The organism is Roseateles depolymerans (genome assembly GCF_003387155.1).
In the GTDB taxonomy this organism is placed as follows: Bacteria; Pseudomonadota; Gammaproteobacteria; order Burkholderiales; family Burkholderiaceae_C; genus Roseateles; species Roseateles depolymerans.
In genome coordinates this window covers 178,003-196,139 of sequence record NZ_QUMT01000002.1, presented here as the reverse complement: position 1 = coordinate 196,139, position 18,137 = coordinate 178,003, and the positions used below count along the sequence as shown (strand labels likewise).

Sequence of the window (18,137 nt, the reverse complement as noted above, 5' to 3'; positions counted from 1 at the left end):
CCGCTCAGGCCACCAGCCGCGGCGGCCCGGGCGGCTGCGGAGGCATCTGCAGCGCAAACCCACCTGCGCGCTTGCGCATCGAGGCCGGATCCAGCTGCGGCGCCTGCGCCGGCCAGCCGAAAAACCGCTGGATGTCACTGCGCCGGGCCAGCGTATCGGCCATGCCCAGGGTGATCAGCTCGGTCGTGTAGGCAGGCTCGAACAGCAGGTAACTCAGCAGCGCTGACCCACTGGCGCTGGCCCCCTCGCCGGACACCCCCACGCTGCGCAGCAGCGCCCGGATCGGCGGCGGCAAATGGCCCACATGCTCGGACGCCAGGCTGTCCAGCGGGCGGCTGGGTGCGATCACCAGCGCCTCCAGCGGACGCAGCGGCGTGTTGCGCAGCGCGTCGGCGGGCAGCAGCGACAGGGTCTTGTTGATGCGCTGCATCCGTTCGATGTCCACCGCCAGCGCATCCAGGAAGATGTTGGACAGCGCATGGCCGGCGATCTGCGCCAGGCTGGGATGCCCGGCCGGTGTCGGGCTGCTCGGCCCCTCCCCGCCCGCTTCATGCATGCGCCCGGCGCCGATGATCAGCACCTTGTCCGCCCCCAGATGGACCGCCGGCGAGATGGGCGCCGTCTGGCGCATCGACCCGTCCCCGAACCATTCCATCCGGCCCTGCAGGTCCAGCGGCTCGGCCGGGAAGATGAAGGGAATGGCCGACGAGGCCATCAGATGTTCGATGCTCAGCCGCTGCGTCTGCACCGCCAGCCGCTGGCTGCGCACCCACGGCGCCCGCACTTCGCGGGTCTGGTAGAAGGTGACGTGTTGGCCGGAGGTGTAGCTGGAGCCGGTCACCGCCAGCGCATCCAGGTGGCCCTGGGCCAGCATCTCGTCCAGCCGGTCCAACTGGATCCACCGGCTCAGCAGGCCGCGCAGCGGCGTGTTGTCCAGCAGGCTGCGGGGCCGCGTGCGTCGCCAGCGGGCCAGGGCCCAGCCCAGGCTCATCATCGTCAACCAGCGGGCCCCGCTGCGGATCACACCCAGGGAATCGGCCGCGTACACCTGGTCCACATGGATGTTCTGCCAGATGTACATCAGGCCATCGATGGCCGAGCAGAAGTCGTCCGCCTGGCAGGCCAGCGTGGCCGCATTGATGGCGCCGGCCGAGGTGCCGGCAATCACCTGGAAGGGGCTGCCGTCGGTGGCGCAGGCATCGCGCCGCAGCTGGGCGATCGCCGCCAGCACGCCCACCTGGTAGGCCGCACGCGCCCCGCCTCCCGTGAGGATCAGGCCGGTTTTGGTCGGGGCGTCCATGGTGGGTCAAGCTTACGCTCGACAACCTCGGCTGAACGCCGGATTTGATCCGTCAAATGGGGGATCGACAGCGGATCGACTCGCGCCTCTGAATGCCGACGGGAGCGGCGTTCAGCCGCCCGCGTCGTAGACGATTTCCGCAGGCGCCAGCTTCTTCAGCGCCTCGTCGCAGGGCCAGAACTTGCCGGCGCCGCCCAGTCCCAGCTCGGCGACCGCGCCATCCCGGCGGATGGGGATCCGCAGCTCCAGGCCCTGGCTCAGCACGCCCTGGTCGGTCTCCACCCGCTTGGCCGGCCAGGTGCGGATCAGCTCCATCACCGTTGAGGCCGGCAGGTTGGGCGCTGTGCGCAGGAAGCGGCCGAACTTGGCCCGAGCCGCCGGAAGGCTGTAGACCTGCTGGATGTTCATGCGCAGGCCGCCGGAGAAGCGGTCGTTCTGCACCTTGCCCACCGCGATGACCAGCTCGTCCTCGGTCAGCAGTTCCTTGTTGGCATTGAGCATCTCTTCATTGGCGACCGCCTCGATGGCATCGGTCTTGTCGTCCAGCTTGAAGATGCCCACCCGGCCGCGCTGCCCGTTGATGACGCGCATGTCGCTGACGATGCCGGCCACCACCACCGGCTCGCGGCTGTCCTGCAGGTCGACGATGCGCCGCCGCACCATCTTGCGGATCTCGGTCTCGCACTGGTCGAACAGGTGGCCGGAGAGGTAGAAACCAATGGCCGTCTTCTCCAGGCTCAGCCGCTCCTTGATGCCCCAGCTGGGCACGTCCACCAGTTCCGGCTCGGCGGTGGAGCTGCCATGGGTGTCGTCGAAGTCGAACAGGCCGCCCTGGTTGACGTTCTGGGCCAGGTTGTCCGCATAGGTGTAGCCCAGCGCGACGCTGGCCAGCAGGCGGGCGCGGTCGGGCTCCAGCGCATCGAAGGCGCCGGCCTTGATCAGCGCTTCCACCACCCGCTTGTTCACCGCCTTGCGGTCCACCCGGGCGCAGAAATCGAAGAAGCTCTTGAACGGCCCGCCTTCGGTCCGTGCGCGCACGATGGCCTCGATCGCGCCGGCACCGGTGCCCTTGATGGCGCCCAGGCTGTAGTTGATCTTGCGGGACCTCGGCGTGCCGCCGCGCTTGTCGGCGCCGGCCTCGCTGCCCGGGGCGGGCGGCATCGGCTCGAAGCGGCCGACGCCCAGGTTGATGTTGGGCGGCTCGAAGTCGATGCCAAACAGCTTGGCGTCCTTCATCAGGACCTTGAGCTTGTCGGTGTCGTCCGATTCGATGGTCATGTTCGCGGCGAAGAACTCCGCCGTGAAATGCACCTTCAGCCAGCCGGTGTGATAGGCCAGCAGCGAGTAGGCGGCTGCATGCGACTTGTTGAAGCCGTAGCCCGCGAACTTCTCCATCAGGTCGAAGACCTCGTCGGCCTTGTCCTGGTCGATGCCCTTGCCCGCGGCGCCCTTGCGGAACAGCTCGCGGTGCATGGCCATTTCCTCGGCCTTCTTCTTGCCCATGGCCCGGCGCAGCATGTCCGCGCCGCCCAGCGAGTAGCCGCCCAGCACCTGCGCGGTCTGCATCACCTGTTCCTGGTAGACCATGATGCCGTAGGTCTCGGACAGCACGGGCTCGACCAGCGGATGCGGATACTCCACCACTTCCTTGCCGTGCTTGCGGGCCACGAAGCTGGGGATCAGGTCCATCGGACCCGGGCGGTACAGCGCGTTCAAGGCGATCAGGTCTTCCAGGCGGGACGGCTTGGCGTCCTTGAGCATGCGCTGCATGCCGCTGGATTCAAACTGGAACACCGACTCGGTCAGGCCGTCGGAGAAGAGCTTGTAGGTCTTCTTGTCGTCCAGCGGAATGGTCTCGAAGGCGAAGTCCTTGTGCTCCGGGTACTGCGCCACGATGAAGTTCTTGGCCAGCTCCAGGATGGTCAGCGTGGCCAGCCCCAGAAAGTCGAACTTCACCAGGCCAATGGCCTCGACGTCGTCCTTGTCGTACTGGCTCACCGCCGAGGTGGACCCCGGCTGCTGGTACTGCGGGCAGAAGTCGGTGATCTTGCCGGGGGCGATCAGCACGCCGCCCGCATGCATGCCGATGGATCGCACCGTGCCCTCCACCCGCGCAGCCATCTCCAGCAGGCCGGCCACTTCCTCGTCCTGCTTCTCGCGTTCCTCGATCTCGGGGGACTCGTGCCGCGCATAGACCATCTTGGCCTTGTCGGGGTCGAAGTCGGGCGGCAGCTTCGCCAGCGTCACCGTCTTGCCCGGCGGCGCGGGCACCAGCTTGGCGATGGAGTCCACATGGCCGAAGCCCATGCCCAGCACCCGGCCGATGTCTCGCAGCGCGCCCTTGGCGGCCATGGTGCCGAAGGTGGCAATCTGGCTCACGGCGGGGCGGCCGTACTTGTCCTTCACATATTCGATCACCCGGTCCCGGTTGCCCTGGCAGAAGTCGATGTCGAAGTCAGGCATCGAGACCCGCTCGGGGTTCAGGAAACGTTCGAACAGCAGGTTGTACTGCAGCGGGTCCAGGTCGGTGATCAGCAGCACATAGGCCACCAGCGAGCCGGCGCCGGAGCCCCGTCCCGGGCCCACCGGGCAGCCGTTGTTCTTCGCCCAGCGGATGAAGTCCCCCACGATGAGGAAGTAGCCGGGGAAGCCCATCTTGATGATGGTGTTGAGCTCGAACTCCAGCCGCTCCACATAGCGCGGGCGCACTTCCTCGCGTTTGGCGGGGTCCGGGTAGAGCAGGTTCAGGCGGTCTTCCAGTCCTTCATACGAGAGCTGGCGGAAGTACTGCTCCATCGGCATGGGCGTGCCGTCGGCGCGGATGGGGGTGGGGAAGTTGGGCAGTTGCGGCTTGCCCAGCACCAAAGTCAGGCTGCAGCGCCGGGCGATTTCCACCGTGTTGGTGATGGCGCTGGGGATGTCGGCGAACAGCGCCTCCATCTCGGCCTGCTTCTTGAAATGCTGGCTGGGCAGGAAACGCTTGATGCGCTTGGGGTTGGACAGCGTCTCGCCCTCGGCCACGCAGACCCGCGCCTCGTGGGCCTCGAAATCGTCCTCTTCCAGGAACTGGATGGGATGGGTGGCGACGACCGGCAAACCGGCCTGGGCGGCCAGCGGCACCAACTGGCGCACCAGCGCCTCCTGGCCCGGCAGGCCGGCGCGCTGCAGCTCGACATAGAAGCGGTTGGGATAGATGGCCGCCAGGCGCCGGGCCCAGTCCAGAGCGCGGTTGGCGTCGCCCGCGATGAGCGCCTGCCCGATCGGGCCGAACTGCATGCCGCCCAGGCAGATCAGACCCTCGTTGAGCTCCTGCATCCATTCCAGCTTCAGCAGCGCCTGGTTGCGCTGCACGTTCTGGATCCAGGCCCGCGACAGCAGCTCGCTCAGGTTCAGGTAGCCCTGGTAGTTCTGCACCAACAGCAGCACGCGGCTGGGCGGTTTGTCCAGGCTGTCCGCCTCCAGCCAGACCTCGGCGCCGAGGATCGGCTTGACGCCCTTCTTGCGGCAGGCGTTGTAGAACTTCACCCCGCCGAACATGTTGGCCAGGTCGGTCAGGCCCAGGGCCACCTGGCCGTCCTTGGCGGCAGCCTTGGCGGCATCGTCGACGCGCAGGGTGCCGTCGACCACGGAAAACTCGGTATGAATGCGGAGGTGAACAAAAGCCATATCCGGGATTGTAGGGAGGCCGGACCACCCTCCGGGCGTCTGGCATCCCCTTCCCGGGCGCTATGCTCACCCCACCCTTTGTTGTCCCTCCTTGCCGGAGCGCCTGGAAGATGCCTGACTTCTCCCCCGTGCCTGTGTCCGCCCCGAAATCCACCTGGCAGCCGCTGAGCGGCGCCATGTGCAGCGTCCTGGCGGCAATGTGTCTGGCGGGGCCGGGGCCGGTTCTGGCGGCGGACGGTGGGGCCAGCAGTGGGGCCGCGACCGCGACGGGAAGCGCAGGGAACCCCGCGGTGAACGCCAAGGCCAACAGCACGGCTGATGGCGCGGCAAACAACACCCCGGCGAAGAGCGCGGCGCCCGCGCCGGAGGCCGCCCGGACCGGCGCCGTTCGGAAGGCGGCAACGACGGGCGCTTCTGCGCCACGCGACAAGACGGCCCCAGGCGCCGCACTGGCGCCGGCCTCATCGGCATCCGGCGCGGCTCGGGACCTGCCCACCAGCGCCGACATCATCGCCACCGCGCCTCCCGCCGCCTGGCGCGACGTGGACCCGGACAACCTGCTCATCATGACCCTGCCGCAAGGCGAGGCCTACATCGAGCTGGCGCCTCGTTTTGCCCCGCGCCATGTGGACAACATCCGCGCCCTGGCCCGCGGCGGCTACTGGGACGGGCTGGCCATCCTGCGGGTGCAGGACAACTACGTGACGCAGTGGGGCGACCCGAAGGCCGACGACGAAGACACCGGCATGAAAGGCCAGGGCCGGCCCTTCCCGGCGGGCGCAGCCGCCCATCTGCCGGCGGAATTCGACGTGCCGCTCAAGGGCCTGCCCCTGACCGTGCTGCCGGATGTGGACGGCTGGGCGCCGCGCGCCGGCCATGTGGACGGATTCCCGGTCGCCGCCGACCCGGCCCGCGGACGCGCCTGGATGGCGCACTGCTACGGCACGGTCGGTGCGGGCCGCGGCAACGCGGTCGACTCCAGCACCGGCGCCGAGCTGTACGTGGTCATCGGCCATGCGCCGCGCGGGCTGGACCTGAACATCACCGTGGTCGGCCGCGTGCTCAAAGGCATGGACGTGCTGTCCTCGCTGCCGCGCGGCACCGGCCGCCTGGGCTTCTACGAAAAGGCCGAACAGCACCAGCCGATCACCCGCGTGACCCTGGCCGCCGCACTGCCGCCGGACCAGCGTCCTGCGCTGCAGGTGCTGCGCACCGACACGCCCACCTGGCAGGCCCTGCTCAATGCCCGGCGCCACCGCGGCGGCTGGTTCGTGCACAGCCCGGAGCACACCGAGATCTGCACCGCCAATGCGCCGGTGCGCACCCGTCCGACCGATGTCAAACTGGACCGCACCCCACCGCGGGAGACCAGCCGCTGACACGGCCGCGGCCCCTGTCGCTGACCGATTTCCCACCCCCTACAATCGGCGGTTTTGCACCGTAGCCACGGGCCCTGTGCCCGGTTTGCCGACGTGAACCCCGACGTAAATCTTTCCGGCCTGACCATCCTCAACATCTCCTGCTACCTGTTCGTTGGCATCGCCGACCCGCATGCGCTGCGCGACCAGTTGCATGCGCACGCCTCGCAGTTGGGCCTCAAGGGCACGGTGCTGATCGCCGAAGAGGGCATCAACCTGTTCCTGGCCGGTCCGGCCGCCGATGTGCGGGCCTGGGTGGACGCGCTGCGGGCCGACGAACGCTTCGCGCCGCTGGCCCCCAAGGAAAGCTGGAGCGATGCCGTCCCCTTCCGCAAGCTGCTGGTGAAGGTCAAGCCGGAGATCATCCGGATGAACCATCCCACCATCCGGCCGGACCTCAGCCCCCGCGCCCCGGCCCTGCCCGCCGCCACGCTCAAGCGCTGGCTGGACCAGGGTCATGATGATGACGGTCGCCCGGTGGTCACGCTGGACACCCGCAACGGCTTCGAAGTGGACGTAGGCGCCTTCGACGGCGCCATCGACTGGCGCATCACCAAGTTCAGCGAATTCCCGGAGGCGGTCAAGGCCCACCGCGCCGAGCTGGAAGGCAAGACGGTGGTGAGCTACTGCACCGGCGGCATCCGCTGCGAAAAGGCCGCCCTCTACCTGGCCGAGCAGAACCTGGGCGCCCCCATCTATCAGCTCGAGGGCGGCATCCTCAAGTATTTCGAGGAAGTCGGCAGCGCCCACTATCACGGCGACTGCTTCGTGTTTGACGAGCGACGGGCGGTCGATCCTGAATTGGCCCCTTCACCGCACAACCCAGCCCTGGATCGCCACTGAGCGGCATGACCGAACGTCCCACCGTCCTTGCCAGGCTGATGAAGCTGCTGGGCATGCTGGTGCTGGCCACCGCGCTGCTGGCCATGGCCTTCCATGCGCCCGACCGGCCGCTGGAGAGCCTGCTCAGCCGCTGGGCCGAGGCGCCCTCCGATTTCATCGAGCTGCCGGTGGGCGACGGCAGGACGCAGCTGGTGCATCTGCGCGACGAAGGCCCCCGGGACGACGCCGCGCCCATCGTGCTGCTGCACGGCACGGCCGCCAGCCTGCATACCTGGGCCGGCTGGGTGTCCGAGCTCAAGACCGAGCGCCGGGTCATCACCCTGGACCTGCCTGGCTTCGGCCTCACCGGCCCCTCGGTGCTAGGCGATTACAGCGACGAGGCCTATGACCGATTCCTGCAGTCCTTCCTGACCCACCTGAAGCTGGACCGGGTGGTGCTGGGCGGCAATTCCCTCGGCGGTGGCATCGCCTGGGGCTATGCCGCCCGCCATCCGCAGCAGGTGGCGGCGCTGGTGCTGGTGGATGCGGGCAACCTGGCGGTGGCCAGCACCTCGGTCCCGGCTGGCTTCCAGGTGCCGCAGTCCGCCGTGCTGCGTGCGCTGGCGCGTAATTTCCTGCCCCGGCCGCTGGTGGAGCGCAGTGTGAAGAATGTCTATGGGGATCCGTCCAAGGTCACGGCAGCCCTGGTGGACCGGTATTTCGAGCTGACGTTGCGTGAAGGCAACCGCGAGGCGCTGGCGCGCCGGCTGGCCCAGCGCACCCCCGGACGTTTCGCCGACCTGCTGCCCCGCATCCAGGCGCCAACGCTGATCCTCTGGGGTGGGCAGGACCGGCTGATCCCGCCCGAGGCCGCCCGTATCTTCCAGCAGCAGATCCCGAACAGCCGGCTGGAAATCTTCCCGACGCTGGGCCATGTCCCCCAGGAGGAGGACCCGTTGTCCACCGTCAGGCCGGTCTACACGTTTTTGCACTCTCTATAACCCTGATGGTTGCGAGTCATGCCGCATTGCAACATCGGCCTTTCTGAATCCCCCACAAAGGAAACTTCATGCAACGTCGCTTTCTGATCGCCCGCGCCACCCTGGTGGCGGCTGCCATGCTGGCTGCGGCCGGTGTCCAGGCCCAGGCCCCCGAGTGGAAGAAGATCCGCATTGGCGTGGAAGGCGCCTACCCGCCCTTCTCGGAAGTCGGCGCGGACGGCAAGCTCAAGGGCTTTGAAATCGACCTGGCCAATGCCCTGTGCGCCCAGATGAAGGCCGAGTGCACGCTGGTGCAGCAGGACTTCGACGGCCTGATCCCCGCCCTGCAATCGCGCAAGGTGGACGCCATCATCGCGTCGATGTCCATCACCGACGAGCGCAAGAAGGTCATCGCCTTCTCCAACCCCTACTACAGCGTCCCGGCCCGCTTTGCGGCCAAGTCCGGTGCCAAGTTCGACTTCACCCCGGCAGGCCTGAAGGGCAAGAAGATCGGTGTGCAGCGCGCCACCATCCATGAGAAGTTCGTGGACGCCACCTTCAAGCAGAGCGACATCGTGCGCTACGCCACCCAGGACCAGGCCTTCCTGGACCTGAAGTCCGGCCGCGTGGACCTGACGCTGGCCGACATGGTCGCCACCGACATGGGCTTCATCCAGACCCCGGCCGGCAAGGGCTATGAAATGGTCGGCCCGGAATACAACGATCCGAAGTACTTCGGCGTCGGTGTGGGCGTCGGCCTGCGCAAGCAGGACGAAAAGACGCTGGCCAAGAAGTTCAATGACGGCATTGCCGCCCTCAAGACCAGCGGCGAATTCAAGAAGCTGAACGACAAGTACTTCAAGTACGACATCTCGGTGAAGTGATCTGTGCCGGGGCACCCCGCCCCGGCCTCGCCCCACTCACCATCCGGTGACGCGCCGAGGGCCCCTCGGCGCCGGTCGCTTCCCTGGGGCAGGGCCTGCCGCCACGCTCGTGGCCGCCGGCCTTTTCTGGACAAAGAGACGTTGATGAATCTGCATGGGTTTCTGCCCAGCCTGCTGGAAGGCTCCTTGCTGACCCTGGCTGTGGCGCTGAGTTCAATGGCGCTGGCCATGCTGCTGGGCCTTCTGGGCGCACTGGCCAAGCTGTCGCGCTGGCGGGCGGCCAGGCTGGTGGCCACTGTCTACACCACCGTCATCCGCGGCGTGCCCGACCTGCTGCTGATGCTGCTGATCTTCTTCGGCGGCCAGGTGCTGGTGAACAGCATTGCGCTGTCGCTGGGTCATGAGGACTACATCGACATCAACCCCTTCGTAGCCGGTGTGCTCACCATCGGCTTCATCTTCGGCGCCTACCTCACCGAGGCCTTCCGCGGCGCCTTCCTGGCGGTGCCGCCGGGGCAACGGGAAGCGGGCCTGGCCTACGGCATGTCGGCCCGCCAGGTGGCGTGGCGCATCACTTTCCCGCAGATGTTCCGCCATGCACTGCCCGGCCTGTCCAACAACTGGCTGGTGCTGATCAAGAGCACCGCCATCGTCTCGGTCATCGGCCTGCACGACCTCATGACCCGCGGCATGCAGGCGGCCGGCAGCACCCGCGAACCGTTTGTGTTCTACAGCGCGGTCGCGGTCATCTACCTGCTGTTCACCACCGCGTCCGAACTGCTGTTCAGCCATCTGAACCAGCGCCTGTCCATCGGAGTCCGGCGCCAGTCGCTGTGACCTGTCTTTCTGCGAACCGCCTTCCCTTGCGCTGCCGCTCATGAATCTGGACGCCATCCTCGAGAACTTTCCCCGCTACCTGGAAGGGGCCCAGGCCACTGCCGAGCTGCTGGCCATTTCCCTGCTGATCGGGCTGGTCCTGGCCATTCCGTTGGCGGTGCTGCGCACATTGCCCATTCCGTGGCTGTCCCGCCCGATCTGGGTCTACACCTACGTGTTTCGCGGCACCCCGATGCTGGTACAGCTCTTCCTCATCTACTACGGGCTGGGCCAGTTCGAATGGATGCAGCAAAGCGCCCTGTGGCCGCTGTTCAGCTCCGCCTGGTTCTGCGCCTGCCTGACCTTTGTGCTGAACACCTGCGCCTACACCACCGAGATCATCGCCGGCTCCATCCGGGCCCTGCCCTACGGCGAGATCGAGGCGGCCAAGGCGCTGGGCATGACCCGCTGGGTGATGCTGCGCCGCATCGTGCTGCCCTCGGCCCTGCGCCGCTCGCTGCCCGCCTACAGCAACGAGGTGATCTTCATGCTGCACGGCACTTCGCTGGCCAGCGTCGTCACCATCATGGATCTCACCGGCGCGGCCCGGGAAATCAACTCCACCTACTACATTCCCTTCGAAGCCTTCATCACGGCGGCTCTGTTCTACTTCAGCTTCACCCTGGTGCTGGTGGGCCTGTTCCACAAGGCCGAGGCCCGGTGGCTCAAGCCGCTGATGCCGCGCTGACGGTCCCTTTCCCTCTCTTTCATGCAACTTCGACAACACCTCCTGCCCAGCCCCGCGCCGGGCACCCAGCGCGAACTCGTCTCGCTGCACTACGGCCGTCCGGGCAGCGGTCCCAAGGTCTACATCCAGGCGTCGCTGCATGCGGACGAACTGCCCGGCATGCTCACCGCCTGGCATCTGCGCCGCCAGCTGGATGCGCTGGAAAGCGCCGGCCGCATCCAGGGCGAGATCGTGCTGGTGCCGATGGCCAATCCGATCGGCCTGTCGCAGTGGTGGCTGCAGTCGCACCTGGGGCGCTTTGAATCGCTCTCGGGCGAGAACTTCAACCGTCACTACCCCGTCTTCATCGACGCCGCTGCCGCCAAGGCCGAGCCGCTGCTGGGCAGCGACGCGGCCCACAACGTCGCCGTGCTGCGCCGCGCGCTGCTGGACGAGATCGACGCGGCCCCCGCCGCCACCGAGCTCCAGGCCCTGCGCAAGACGCTGATGCGGCTGGCCTGTGATGCCGACGTGGTGCTGGACCTGCACTGCGACGCCCAGGCGCTGATGCACCTCTACACCGAGACCCCCTGCTGGCCCGACTGCGAGCCGCTGGCCGCCTACCTGGGCGCCGCGGTGACGCTGCTGGCCCAGGACTCCGGCGACCAGCCCTTCGACGAGGCCTGCTCGCAGCCCTGGTGGCGCTGGAAGGACCACTTCGGCAGCCGCTTCCCCATTCCGCAGGCCTGCCTGTCGGTGACGGTGGAACTGCGCGGCCAGCAGGATGTGCACCACGACCTGGCCAGCAAGGACGCCCAGGCCCTGCTGGACTTCCTGACCTTCCGCGGGGTCATCAGCGGCCCGGTGCCCCCGGCCCCGGCCCCTGTGGGCGACGCACGTCCGCTGGCGGGTTGCATGCCCATTCAGAGTCCGGTGCCCGGCGTGCTGACCTTCGTGCGGGAGGTCGGTGACGTGGTGGCGCAGGGCGACGTGCTGGCCCATGTCATTGATCCGATCAGCGCAGCGGTGACCGAACTGAAAAGTCCGGTGGACGGACTGCTGTTTGCCCGCGACACGCTGCGTCTCGTGACCGCCGGCGCAAAGGTTGCAAAAGTCGCTGGCCGCGAAGCGCTGCGGACCGGCAAGTTGTTGGGAGCTCGTTGATGTCCGCCGCCAGTCTTTCTGTCCTTGACCTGCACAAGCGCTATGGCGAGCGGGAGGTGCTCAAGGGCGTCTCGCTGTCGGCCAAGCCCGGCGACGTGATCACGCTGATCGGCTCCAGCGGCTCTGGCAAAAGCACCTTCCTGCGCTGCCTCAACCTGCTGGAGCAGCCCTACGAGGGCACGCTGCGCCTGGGCGAGGAGCAACTGAAGCTGGTGCGGGACCGCGACGGCAGCCTGCGGGCGGCCGATGCCGCCCAGTTGCAGCGCTGGCGCGCGCGCCTGGCCATGGTGTTCCAGAACTTCAATCTGTGGGCCCACCGCACGGTGCTGGAAAACGTCATCGAAGCGCCGGTGCATGTGCTCAAGCAGCCGCGTGCGCAGGCCATCGAAAAGGCCGAGGCGCTGCTGGCCCGTGTCGGCGTGGCGCATCGCAAGGACGTCTACCCGGCGCAGCTGTCCGGCGGCGAGCAGCAACGGGTGGCCATTGCCCGCGCTTTGGCGGTGGAGCCGGAGGTGATGCTCTTTGACGAACCCACGTCCGCGCTGGACCCGGAGCTGGTCGGCGAAGTGCTCAAGGTCATGCGCGACCTGGCCGCCGAGGGCCGCACCATGATCGTCGTGACGCATGAGATGGGCTTTGCACGGGAGGTGTCAACGCACACCATGTTCCTGCACCAGGGTCGGGTGGAAGAACAGGGGCATCCGCGCGAGGTGCTGACCTCGCCGCAGAGCGAGCGGCTCAAGGCCTTCCTCAGTGGTGGCCTGAAGTGATGGCTTGAGGTGATGGCTTGAAGTGATGCAAGCGGGGCGTGATGCCCTGCTCCGCGCCGGGTCGCCGCCTCAGCGCAGCGCCAGCATCAACTCCGCCGCGGCACTGAGCAGGCCCGCATCCGCTCGCAGGTCCGGGAACGGATCCACCGGCACCCACAGCGCCTGCTGACGCCATCCCAGGCGCTGCAGCCGCACACCGGCTCGCACCAGCGCGGCCACCAGGGCCGGCAGCTCACTGCGCAGGGCCGTCAGCACCTGTTCGGTTTCTGCCAGCAGCGTCAGCTTGAGCGCATGACGGGGCCCCTGCAACTGCATGCCGATGGCGGCGTCCTTCCATTTGAAGAGCAGGCTCAGGGCGGGCTCGTCGTCCAGGTCCGGCTCCAGCGAACGCGGTCGTTGGGAATTCTGGGCATCCCGTTCATGGCGCAGCCAGTACGGCTGAGGCAGCAGCCAGAAGGGTTCCCCGCCAGGGCCGACGGGCGGACGTCCCTGCGCAAGCGCCTCGGCCCAGGCCTGCATCAGTTGCGCGGTATTGAGCGAGCGCGACGGCATGCCCGGGTCGGCCAGCATCTGCCGACGCCAGCCCGCGAGGTCGGCCCGAAGAGAACTCAGCTGGGCCCAGGTGCTGTCCCCGCGCAGGGGCGGCGGCGCACCGGCGAGCGGGTGGTCAGCACGTCTGGAATCCTCGGCAGCGCCTGAGCGGCTGGCGGCTCCGGCGCGAAGGCCATCGACGTCGGCGGTGCCCGGTGCATCGGGCGATGCACCCGCGGCGGCGCGGCCTGCACTTGCACCTGCGCCAGCCGCACCTCCCGCGCCCCGACGCTCCACCACCTCCAGCGCCAACCGGGGCAACACGCTCACCACCCGCATCAGCAACTCGTCGCCGGGCGCCAGGTCGTCCAGGGGCGGCTGGATGAGGGACAGCACCTGGCTTCCCTCCAGCGATTCCAGCGTCCATCCGCTGGACGACGCGCCGCCAGGCCGCAGCCGCAGCAGATCGCCGGTCTGCAGGCCCTGGGGGTCGCGACCCGCCGGCGCGACACGCACCGCAGCCGAGACCGGCGAGACGGGAGAGGTCGATCCTGTCGCCATGGCGCCCTACCTCCGTGCCCATGCAGGCGAAAAAAAACAGCCGGGGGACACCCGGCTGTCGAGAAATGCGGTGCGGGGGCGCACCGCCGAGGGGGGTGTGAGTCGGGAATCAGCCCAGCAGGGACATCACCAGACCGGACATGCTGTTGCTCTGCTTGAGCATGGCGGTGCCGGACTGCAGCAGCATCTGCTTGGTGGTCATCGTGGACGACTCGGCGGCGAAGTCGGTGTCCATGATGCGGCCCTTGGCAGCCGTCGTGTTGGTGCTCATGTTCTGCAGGTTGTTGTAGACATGGTCCAGACGGTTGGCCGCGGCACCGAAGGACGCGCGCAGTTCACCCACCTTGTCGATGGCGGTGCCCAGCGTGGTCAGCAGCGTGTTGGCGGTGGCCGACAGTTCGGTACCGGCGGCGGGGGTGGCGTTGTACTGCGACGAGACGGCGCCCAGCGAGGTGGCCAGGGCGGTCAGCTGGGTGCTGACATCCACCGACATGGTTTCGCCGGCGGAGGCGCCGATCTGGAAGCTCATGGCGGCGCTCATCTTGCCGTTGGAGCCGTCGATGGTGGTGCCGTCGGAGAACAGCTGGGTGCCGCCGAAGCTGGTGTTCTTGACGATGTTGGTGAGTTCGGTGCCCAGGGCGTCGTACTCGTTCTGCATCGCGGTCTTGTCGGTCGCGGTGGACGATGCCGAGAAGGCTTCCGTGGCCAGGTCCTTCATGCGCAGCAGGATGTTGCTGACTTCATTCAGGGCGCCTTCACCGGTTTGCAGCATCGAGATGCCGTTTTGGGTGTTGCGCTGGGCGACGGCCATGCCGCGGGTCTGGGAATCCAGGCGGGTGGCGATCTGCAGGCCAGCGGCGTCGTCCATCGCGGAATTGACGCGATAGCCGGTGCCCAGGCGGGTCATGGAGGTGGAGAGGCTCTTTTGCGTCGAGCTCAGCGAGTTCTGGGTCGACAGGGCCGCGGCATTGGTGTGCAGGCTCAACATGATGTTCGCTCCTAAAGAGTGGTCTTGCGCTTGTTTGGTGAGGGGCGGGTTGAACTGCCCTCACCTGCTTAGGACGACTGGGGGGAGCGGGGACTTAAATGCCGCGGCAAAAAAACTTCATCGCCGCTTGGCACGTTCCCGGGCGGACGGGAGCGCCGGCGGGGCAGCAGGCGCCGGGGCCGGCGCGCCGACGGGCATGGTGTCCGCCCCGGTCGATGCCACCGGGGTGGGCGGCTGGCAGCCCGGTGTGGAGCAGTTGGCGGTCAGAAAGCCCCAGACAAAATCCGTCTGCAGGACCGTCAAAGCCGGGGGCTGCCCGCTTTTGTGGAACCAGTCGGGCAGCGGCAGGCCCCGGCTGCCCGGCAGATAACCGGACTCGGTCAAGCCGTTCACGAACACCCCCAGCGCGAGCGGCACCGTGCCAGTGCCCGACGTGCCTGCGCGCGCATGGCAGGTCATGCAGGACGACGTGGTGACAAAACCGCCTTCCGTCACCGAATTGCCCAGGTGGACCGGGCGCCCCATCGAATCACTGAAATTCACCTGGGAGCCCTTGAGCCGGTAGGACAACCAGGCCCGGTCGCTGAACTTGGGTACCAGGGTCGGGTTGTCGTCCCGCCCGATGCCCATGCCGCGGAACACCGCCGCCAGATCGTCGTTGATGGTGCCGCCGTCGTAGGCCTTGCCCAGGTCGAAGACCCAGGAGGGCAGCGGCAGGTTGTCGCACTTGAGCTTCGGACTGGTGTAGTTGGTGGCCAGCTGCTTGGGAACCGGGTCCGGCGAGCGGTAGCCGTAGGAATCATTGCAGCCGGTGTAATCGCAGCGCCCCGGGTTGTTCACATGCTCGAAGGTGGTCCACACCCAGTTCGGAATGTCCTTCGATGAGAAATGCGCCGCCACCAGCCAGTGCTCCCCGGGCTCCAGGATGGTGCCGTTGTTGTCGGTCACCGCGGAGGTGATGTTCATCTTGATGTAGGGGTTCTTCGGATCGTCCTTCAGACCCATCTGCGCGGCCCGTTCCTTGGAAATCCAGTCGCTCTTGATCATCACCGAGCTGCTGGGAAAGTCGATCTCGGAGAGGGCCTTGTTGCCATTGGCCACGCGATAAGGCGCGCCGCTGGACGACCCGCTGCCAATGTTGCTGGCATTGCGACGGAAGACGTCGATCACGCCCTCCTGCGTATAGAGGTTGTTGCGGAACACGTAGTCGAACATCGGCTTGTTGCGGAACACGATCTCGGCCATGGACTGCCGGATCTTGCGGCCTGGCGTTTCCTCCGTCAGCCGGGTGCGCATGAACGGGTCGGCCGCGAAACTCACGGTGTGCGCCTTGGACGGCGCCACCCCGAGCCGCTCCGGCATGCCGGACGGGAAACTGGAGAGATGATCGCCCGGGAAGAAGGGGCAGTACTTGGCTGGATTGCGAGGGTCGTTGTAGCCCGGGTTGTTCTGGGCATAGGGGTTGCAACACTGGCCGCCAACGATCTGGGGCGAGCAGATCGGCAGAGGACGGGACTGACAGGGGGAATCGCCGGGGCCGCAGCTCACGCCTGGCCAGGTCTCCTGGTCGGCGGCCCATTTCTTCCAGAACTCGTCTTTCACCGCTTCGGCAAACAGCTTCCACGAGAACATGTCGGGACAGGTCATCGCCGGATTGGAGGTCGGTGCTTTCACCACGATCTTTCCATTGACCACCTCCATGGAGCACTGCGCGGCATCCTGCGGTTTGCTCAGCAGGTAGGTGACCCAGCGGATGTCATTGCTTGCTGTGTTGGGGGGCTTGCCACAGACCGGGTCGGCGGCGAGTGCCGCGGTGGAGACTGCCAAGGAGAGCGCCGAAGAGAGCGCCCAAGCGGCCAGGATTGTGGGACGACGTCCGAGCTTGAACATACGAGACTCCCTGTGAAATCAATGCGCGGATTGCGAAGGCTGGATTGCGAAGGATGTCGAGCGATGTGCAATGACCATTGCAATGAGCATCTCAATGAGGTTTGCAATGAAGGTCGCGATGACACGCTCTGCATTGACCTGCAGTGGTGGAGTATGTCGGCGACGGTCCTTGTAATGCTGGACAGACATCCTCCGACTTGTGGATGTCATTGCGATCGAGTGAGCAGGCCGAGCAATGGCAGGCATTGATTTCATTGGCGTGCGGGATGCACCGTCTGCAACGGCGCAACCGTCCGCAATCCGTTACGCAGGCCCGGATGTAACGCAGCTTGCCGCCACCGGGAACGGTGCCTGCCGTTAAGGTTCGCCGCGTGTCGTGCCGTCCGCACGACGTGCTTGCAAGAGGAAACAGGATGACCCGTCTTTCCCGCTTCACCGCCCGACTGGCCCGAATGGCCCGAATGGCCCGAATGGCCCGAATAGCCCAAATGGCCCTGCTGGTCGTTGCCGTGGCGACTCAGTGGCCCGCACATGCGCAGCCCTTCCCCGACGCCGCTTCGGTCCGTGCGGTCGTGGAGGCTGCCGTCCGCCCCGTGATGGCGCGCCATCAATTGCCCGGCCTGGCGGTGGGCGTGGCCGTGAATGGGCGGGCCTTTGTCTTCAATTACGGCGTGTCGTCATTGCAAACAAAAAGGCCAGTGGACGACCAGACGCTGTTCGAGATCGGCTCCATCAGCAAGACCTTCGCAGCCACGCTGGGGGCGCAGGCACAGGTTCAAGGCAAGTTGTCGCTGCAGGATTCGCCGGGGCGTTACCTGCCGGCCCTGCGCGGCAGGCCCATCGACCAGGCCACGCTCCTGCAACTGCTCACCTACACCGCAGGCGGACTGCCGCTCCAGGTGCCGGAGAAAATCAAGAGCGATGCGGCCATGGACCAGTTCCTGCAGCGCTGGACACCTGCCTACACGCCGGGCACGCGGCGTCAGTATTCCAATGTGAGCATCGGCGTGTTTGGAAGCGCGGTCGCTGCGGCCCTGGGCACCCGTTATGCGGACGCGGTGCAATCGGACCTGCTGCCCAAGCTTGGCCTGCACCATACCCACATCGAGGTGCCCGCGAGGGCGATGCCCCACTATGCATGGGGCTACGACGGTGACAAGCCGGTGCGCTTCACGCCCGATGTGTTTGATGCGCAGGCCTATGGCATCCGCACCACCGCCGCGGACCTGCTGCGTTACGTGCAAGCCAACATCGACCCGCGGGGACTCGACCCGGTCCTGCGCCAGGCCCTCGAGGCGACCCACCAGGGCGTGTATCAGACCGGGCCGATGACCCAGTCACTGGGGTGGGAGCAATATCCTTGGCCGATGCCGCTGGAACCGCTGCAGGCGGGCAATGCAATGGGACGGGTGGTGAGCGACGTCATGCCCCTCAAGCAGGCGCCCTCCGGCCCACGCTGGTTCAACAAGACCGGCTCGACGCGTGGCTTTGGGGCCTATGCGGCCTTTGTGCCGGAGCGGCGGCTGGGCATCGTGCTGCTGGCCAATCGCGGGTGGCCCATTGCGGACCGGGTCAAGGTCGCTTATGAGCTGCTTCAGGCGCTGGACGGTCAATCGGGAA

13 protein-coding genes and 1 pseudogene are annotated in these 18,137 nt (G+C 67.0%); 9 read left to right on the top strand and 5 right to left on the bottom strand.

From position 1 onward, the window contains the following. Nucleotides 1–4: 4 nt before the first annotated feature. Together DES44_RS08865 and dnaE are read right to left on the bottom strand one after the other, a co-directional pair. On the bottom strand, nucleotides 5–1,300 hold the full coding sequence (locus tag DES44_RS08865) for a patatin-like phospholipase family protein (RefSeq protein ID WP_083525487.1): 1,296 nt from the start codon (nucleotides 1,298–1,300) through the stop codon (nucleotides 5–7). A 111-nt stretch (nucleotides 1,301–1,411) separates the two neighbouring features. After that, nucleotides 1,412–4,966, bottom strand: a complete 3,555-nt coding sequence (gene dnaE / locus DES44_RS08860) for a DNA polymerase III subunit alpha (protein WP_058934633.1) — start codon at nucleotides 4,964–4,966, stop codon at nucleotides 1,412–1,414. Between the two features lie 110 nt (nucleotides 4,967–5,076). Between dnaE and DES44_RS08855 the strand changes: the two genes are divergently transcribed. From DES44_RS08855 to DES44_RS08820, 8 genes are all read left to right on the top strand, one after another. Further along, on the top strand, nucleotides 5,077–6,345 hold the full coding sequence (locus DES44_RS08855; RefSeq protein ID WP_232309972.1) for a peptidylprolyl isomerase: 1,269 nt from the start codon (nucleotides 5,077–5,079) through the stop codon (nucleotides 6,343–6,345). A gap of 93 nt (nucleotides 6,346–6,438) precedes the next feature. After that, nucleotides 6,439–7,227, top strand: coding sequence for a sulfurtransferase (locus DES44_RS08850; protein ID WP_232309971.1), 789 nt, complete (start codon nucleotides 6,439–6,441; stop codon nucleotides 7,225–7,227). A gap of 5 nt (nucleotides 7,228–7,232) precedes the next feature. Further along, on the top strand, nucleotides 7,233–8,207 hold the full coding sequence (locus DES44_RS08845) for an alpha/beta fold hydrolase (RefSeq protein ID WP_058934632.1): 975 nt from the start codon (nucleotides 7,233–7,235) through the stop codon (nucleotides 8,205–8,207). Nucleotides 8,208–8,275: 68 nt separating this feature from the next. Continuing rightward, entirely contained in the window at nucleotides 8,276–9,070 is a 795-nt protein-coding gene (aotJ, locus tag DES44_RS08840) for an L-arginine-binding protein AotJ (protein WP_058934631.1), read from the top strand. Nucleotides 9,071–9,214: 144 nt separating this feature from the next. Next, nucleotides 9,215–9,907 (top strand): ABC transporter permease, encoded by a 693-nt coding sequence (locus tag DES44_RS08835; RefSeq protein WP_058934630.1) that lies wholly within the window; start codon nucleotides 9,215–9,217, stop codon nucleotides 9,905–9,907. A gap of 40 nt (nucleotides 9,908–9,947) precedes the next feature. Further along, nucleotides 9,948–10,634, top strand: coding sequence for an ABC transporter permease (locus DES44_RS08830; protein ID WP_058934629.1), 687 nt, complete (start codon nucleotides 9,948–9,950; stop codon nucleotides 10,632–10,634). Nucleotides 10,635–10,655: 21 nt separating this feature from the next. Then, the gene (locus DES44_RS08825; RefSeq protein ID WP_058934628.1) at nucleotides 10,656–11,777 is read left to right on the top strand and encodes a succinylglutamate desuccinylase/aspartoacylase family protein; all 1,122 of its coding nucleotides are present in this window, start codon (nucleotides 10,656–10,658) and stop codon (nucleotides 11,775–11,777) included. After that, nucleotides 11,777–12,547, top strand: coding sequence for an ABC transporter ATP-binding protein (locus DES44_RS08820; protein ID WP_058934627.1), 771 nt, complete (start codon nucleotides 11,777–11,779; stop codon nucleotides 12,545–12,547). Before DES44_RS08825 ends, DES44_RS08820 begins: the two co-directional genes overlap by 1 nt. A 69-nt stretch (nucleotides 12,548–12,616) precedes the next feature. Here DES44_RS08820 and DES44_RS08815 read toward each other — a convergent pair whose 3' ends face one another. The 3 genes from DES44_RS08815 to DES44_RS08805 all read right to left on the bottom strand — a co-directional run bounded on the left by DES44_RS08815 (nucleotide 12,617) and on the right by DES44_RS08805 (nucleotide 16,454). Continuing rightward, nucleotides 12,617–13,639, bottom strand: a complete 1,023-nt coding sequence (locus tag DES44_RS08815; protein WP_147307029.1) for a hypothetical protein — start codon at nucleotides 13,637–13,639, stop codon at nucleotides 12,617–12,619. Nucleotides 13,640–13,748: 109 nt separating this feature from the next. After that, the gene (locus DES44_RS08810) at nucleotides 13,749–14,627 is read right to left on the bottom strand and encodes a flagellin N-terminal helical domain-containing protein (protein WP_058934625.1); all 879 of its coding nucleotides are present in this window, start codon (nucleotides 14,625–14,627) and stop codon (nucleotides 13,749–13,751) included. Nucleotides 14,628–14,744: 117 nt separating this feature from the next. Then, complete coding sequence (locus DES44_RS08805; RefSeq protein ID WP_147307028.1) at nucleotides 14,745–16,454, bottom strand: hypothetical protein; 1,710 nt, start codon at nucleotides 16,452–16,454, stop codon at nucleotides 14,745–14,747. A gap of 524 nt (nucleotides 16,455–16,978) precedes the next feature. Here DES44_RS08805 and ampC point away from each other — a divergent pair. Then, nucleotides 16,979–18,124 (top strand): annotated as a pseudogene (gene ampC, locus DES44_RS08795) (class C beta-lactamase); the annotation flags it as partial. Between the last annotated feature and the right edge of the window lie 13 nt (nucleotides 18,125–18,137).

Excerpts from the sequence above, each read along its gene's own strand:
- DES44_RS08865 (WP_083525487.1), bottom strand. The coding sequence starts at position 1,300 with ATGGACGCCCCGACCAAAACCGGCCTGATCCTCACGGGAGGCGGGGCG.
- dnaE (WP_058934633.1), bottom strand. The coding sequence starts at position 4,966 with ATGGCTTTTGTTCACCTCCGCATTCATACCGAGTTTTCCGTGGTCGAC.
- DES44_RS08855 (WP_232309972.1), top strand. The coding sequence starts at position 5,077 with ATGCCTGACTTCTCCCCCGTGCCTGTGTCCGCCCCGAAATCCACCTGG.
- DES44_RS08845 (WP_058934632.1), top strand. The coding sequence starts at position 7,233 with ATGACCGAACGTCCCACCGTCCTTGCCAGGCTGATGAAGCTGCTGGGC.
- aotJ (WP_058934631.1), top strand. The coding sequence starts at position 8,276 with ATGCAACGTCGCTTTCTGATCGCCCGCGCCACCCTGGTGGCGGCTGCC.
- DES44_RS08835 (WP_058934630.1), top strand. The coding sequence starts at position 9,215 with ATGAATCTGCATGGGTTTCTGCCCAGCCTGCTGGAAGGCTCCTTGCTG.
- DES44_RS08830 (WP_058934629.1), top strand. The coding sequence starts at position 9,948 with ATGAATCTGGACGCCATCCTCGAGAACTTTCCCCGCTACCTGGAAGGG.
- DES44_RS08825 (WP_058934628.1), top strand. The coding sequence starts at position 10,656 with ATGCAACTTCGACAACACCTCCTGCCCAGCCCCGCGCCGGGCACCCAG.
- DES44_RS08820 (WP_058934627.1), top strand. The coding sequence starts at position 11,777 with ATGTCCGCCGCCAGTCTTTCTGTCCTTGACCTGCACAAGCGCTATGGC.
- DES44_RS08815 (WP_147307029.1), bottom strand. The coding sequence starts at position 13,639 with ATGGCGACAGGATCGACCTCTCCCGTCTCGCCGGTCTCGGCTGCGGTG.
- DES44_RS08810 (WP_058934625.1), bottom strand. The coding sequence starts at position 14,627 with ATGTTGAGCCTGCACACCAATGCCGCGGCCCTGTCGACCCAGAACTCG.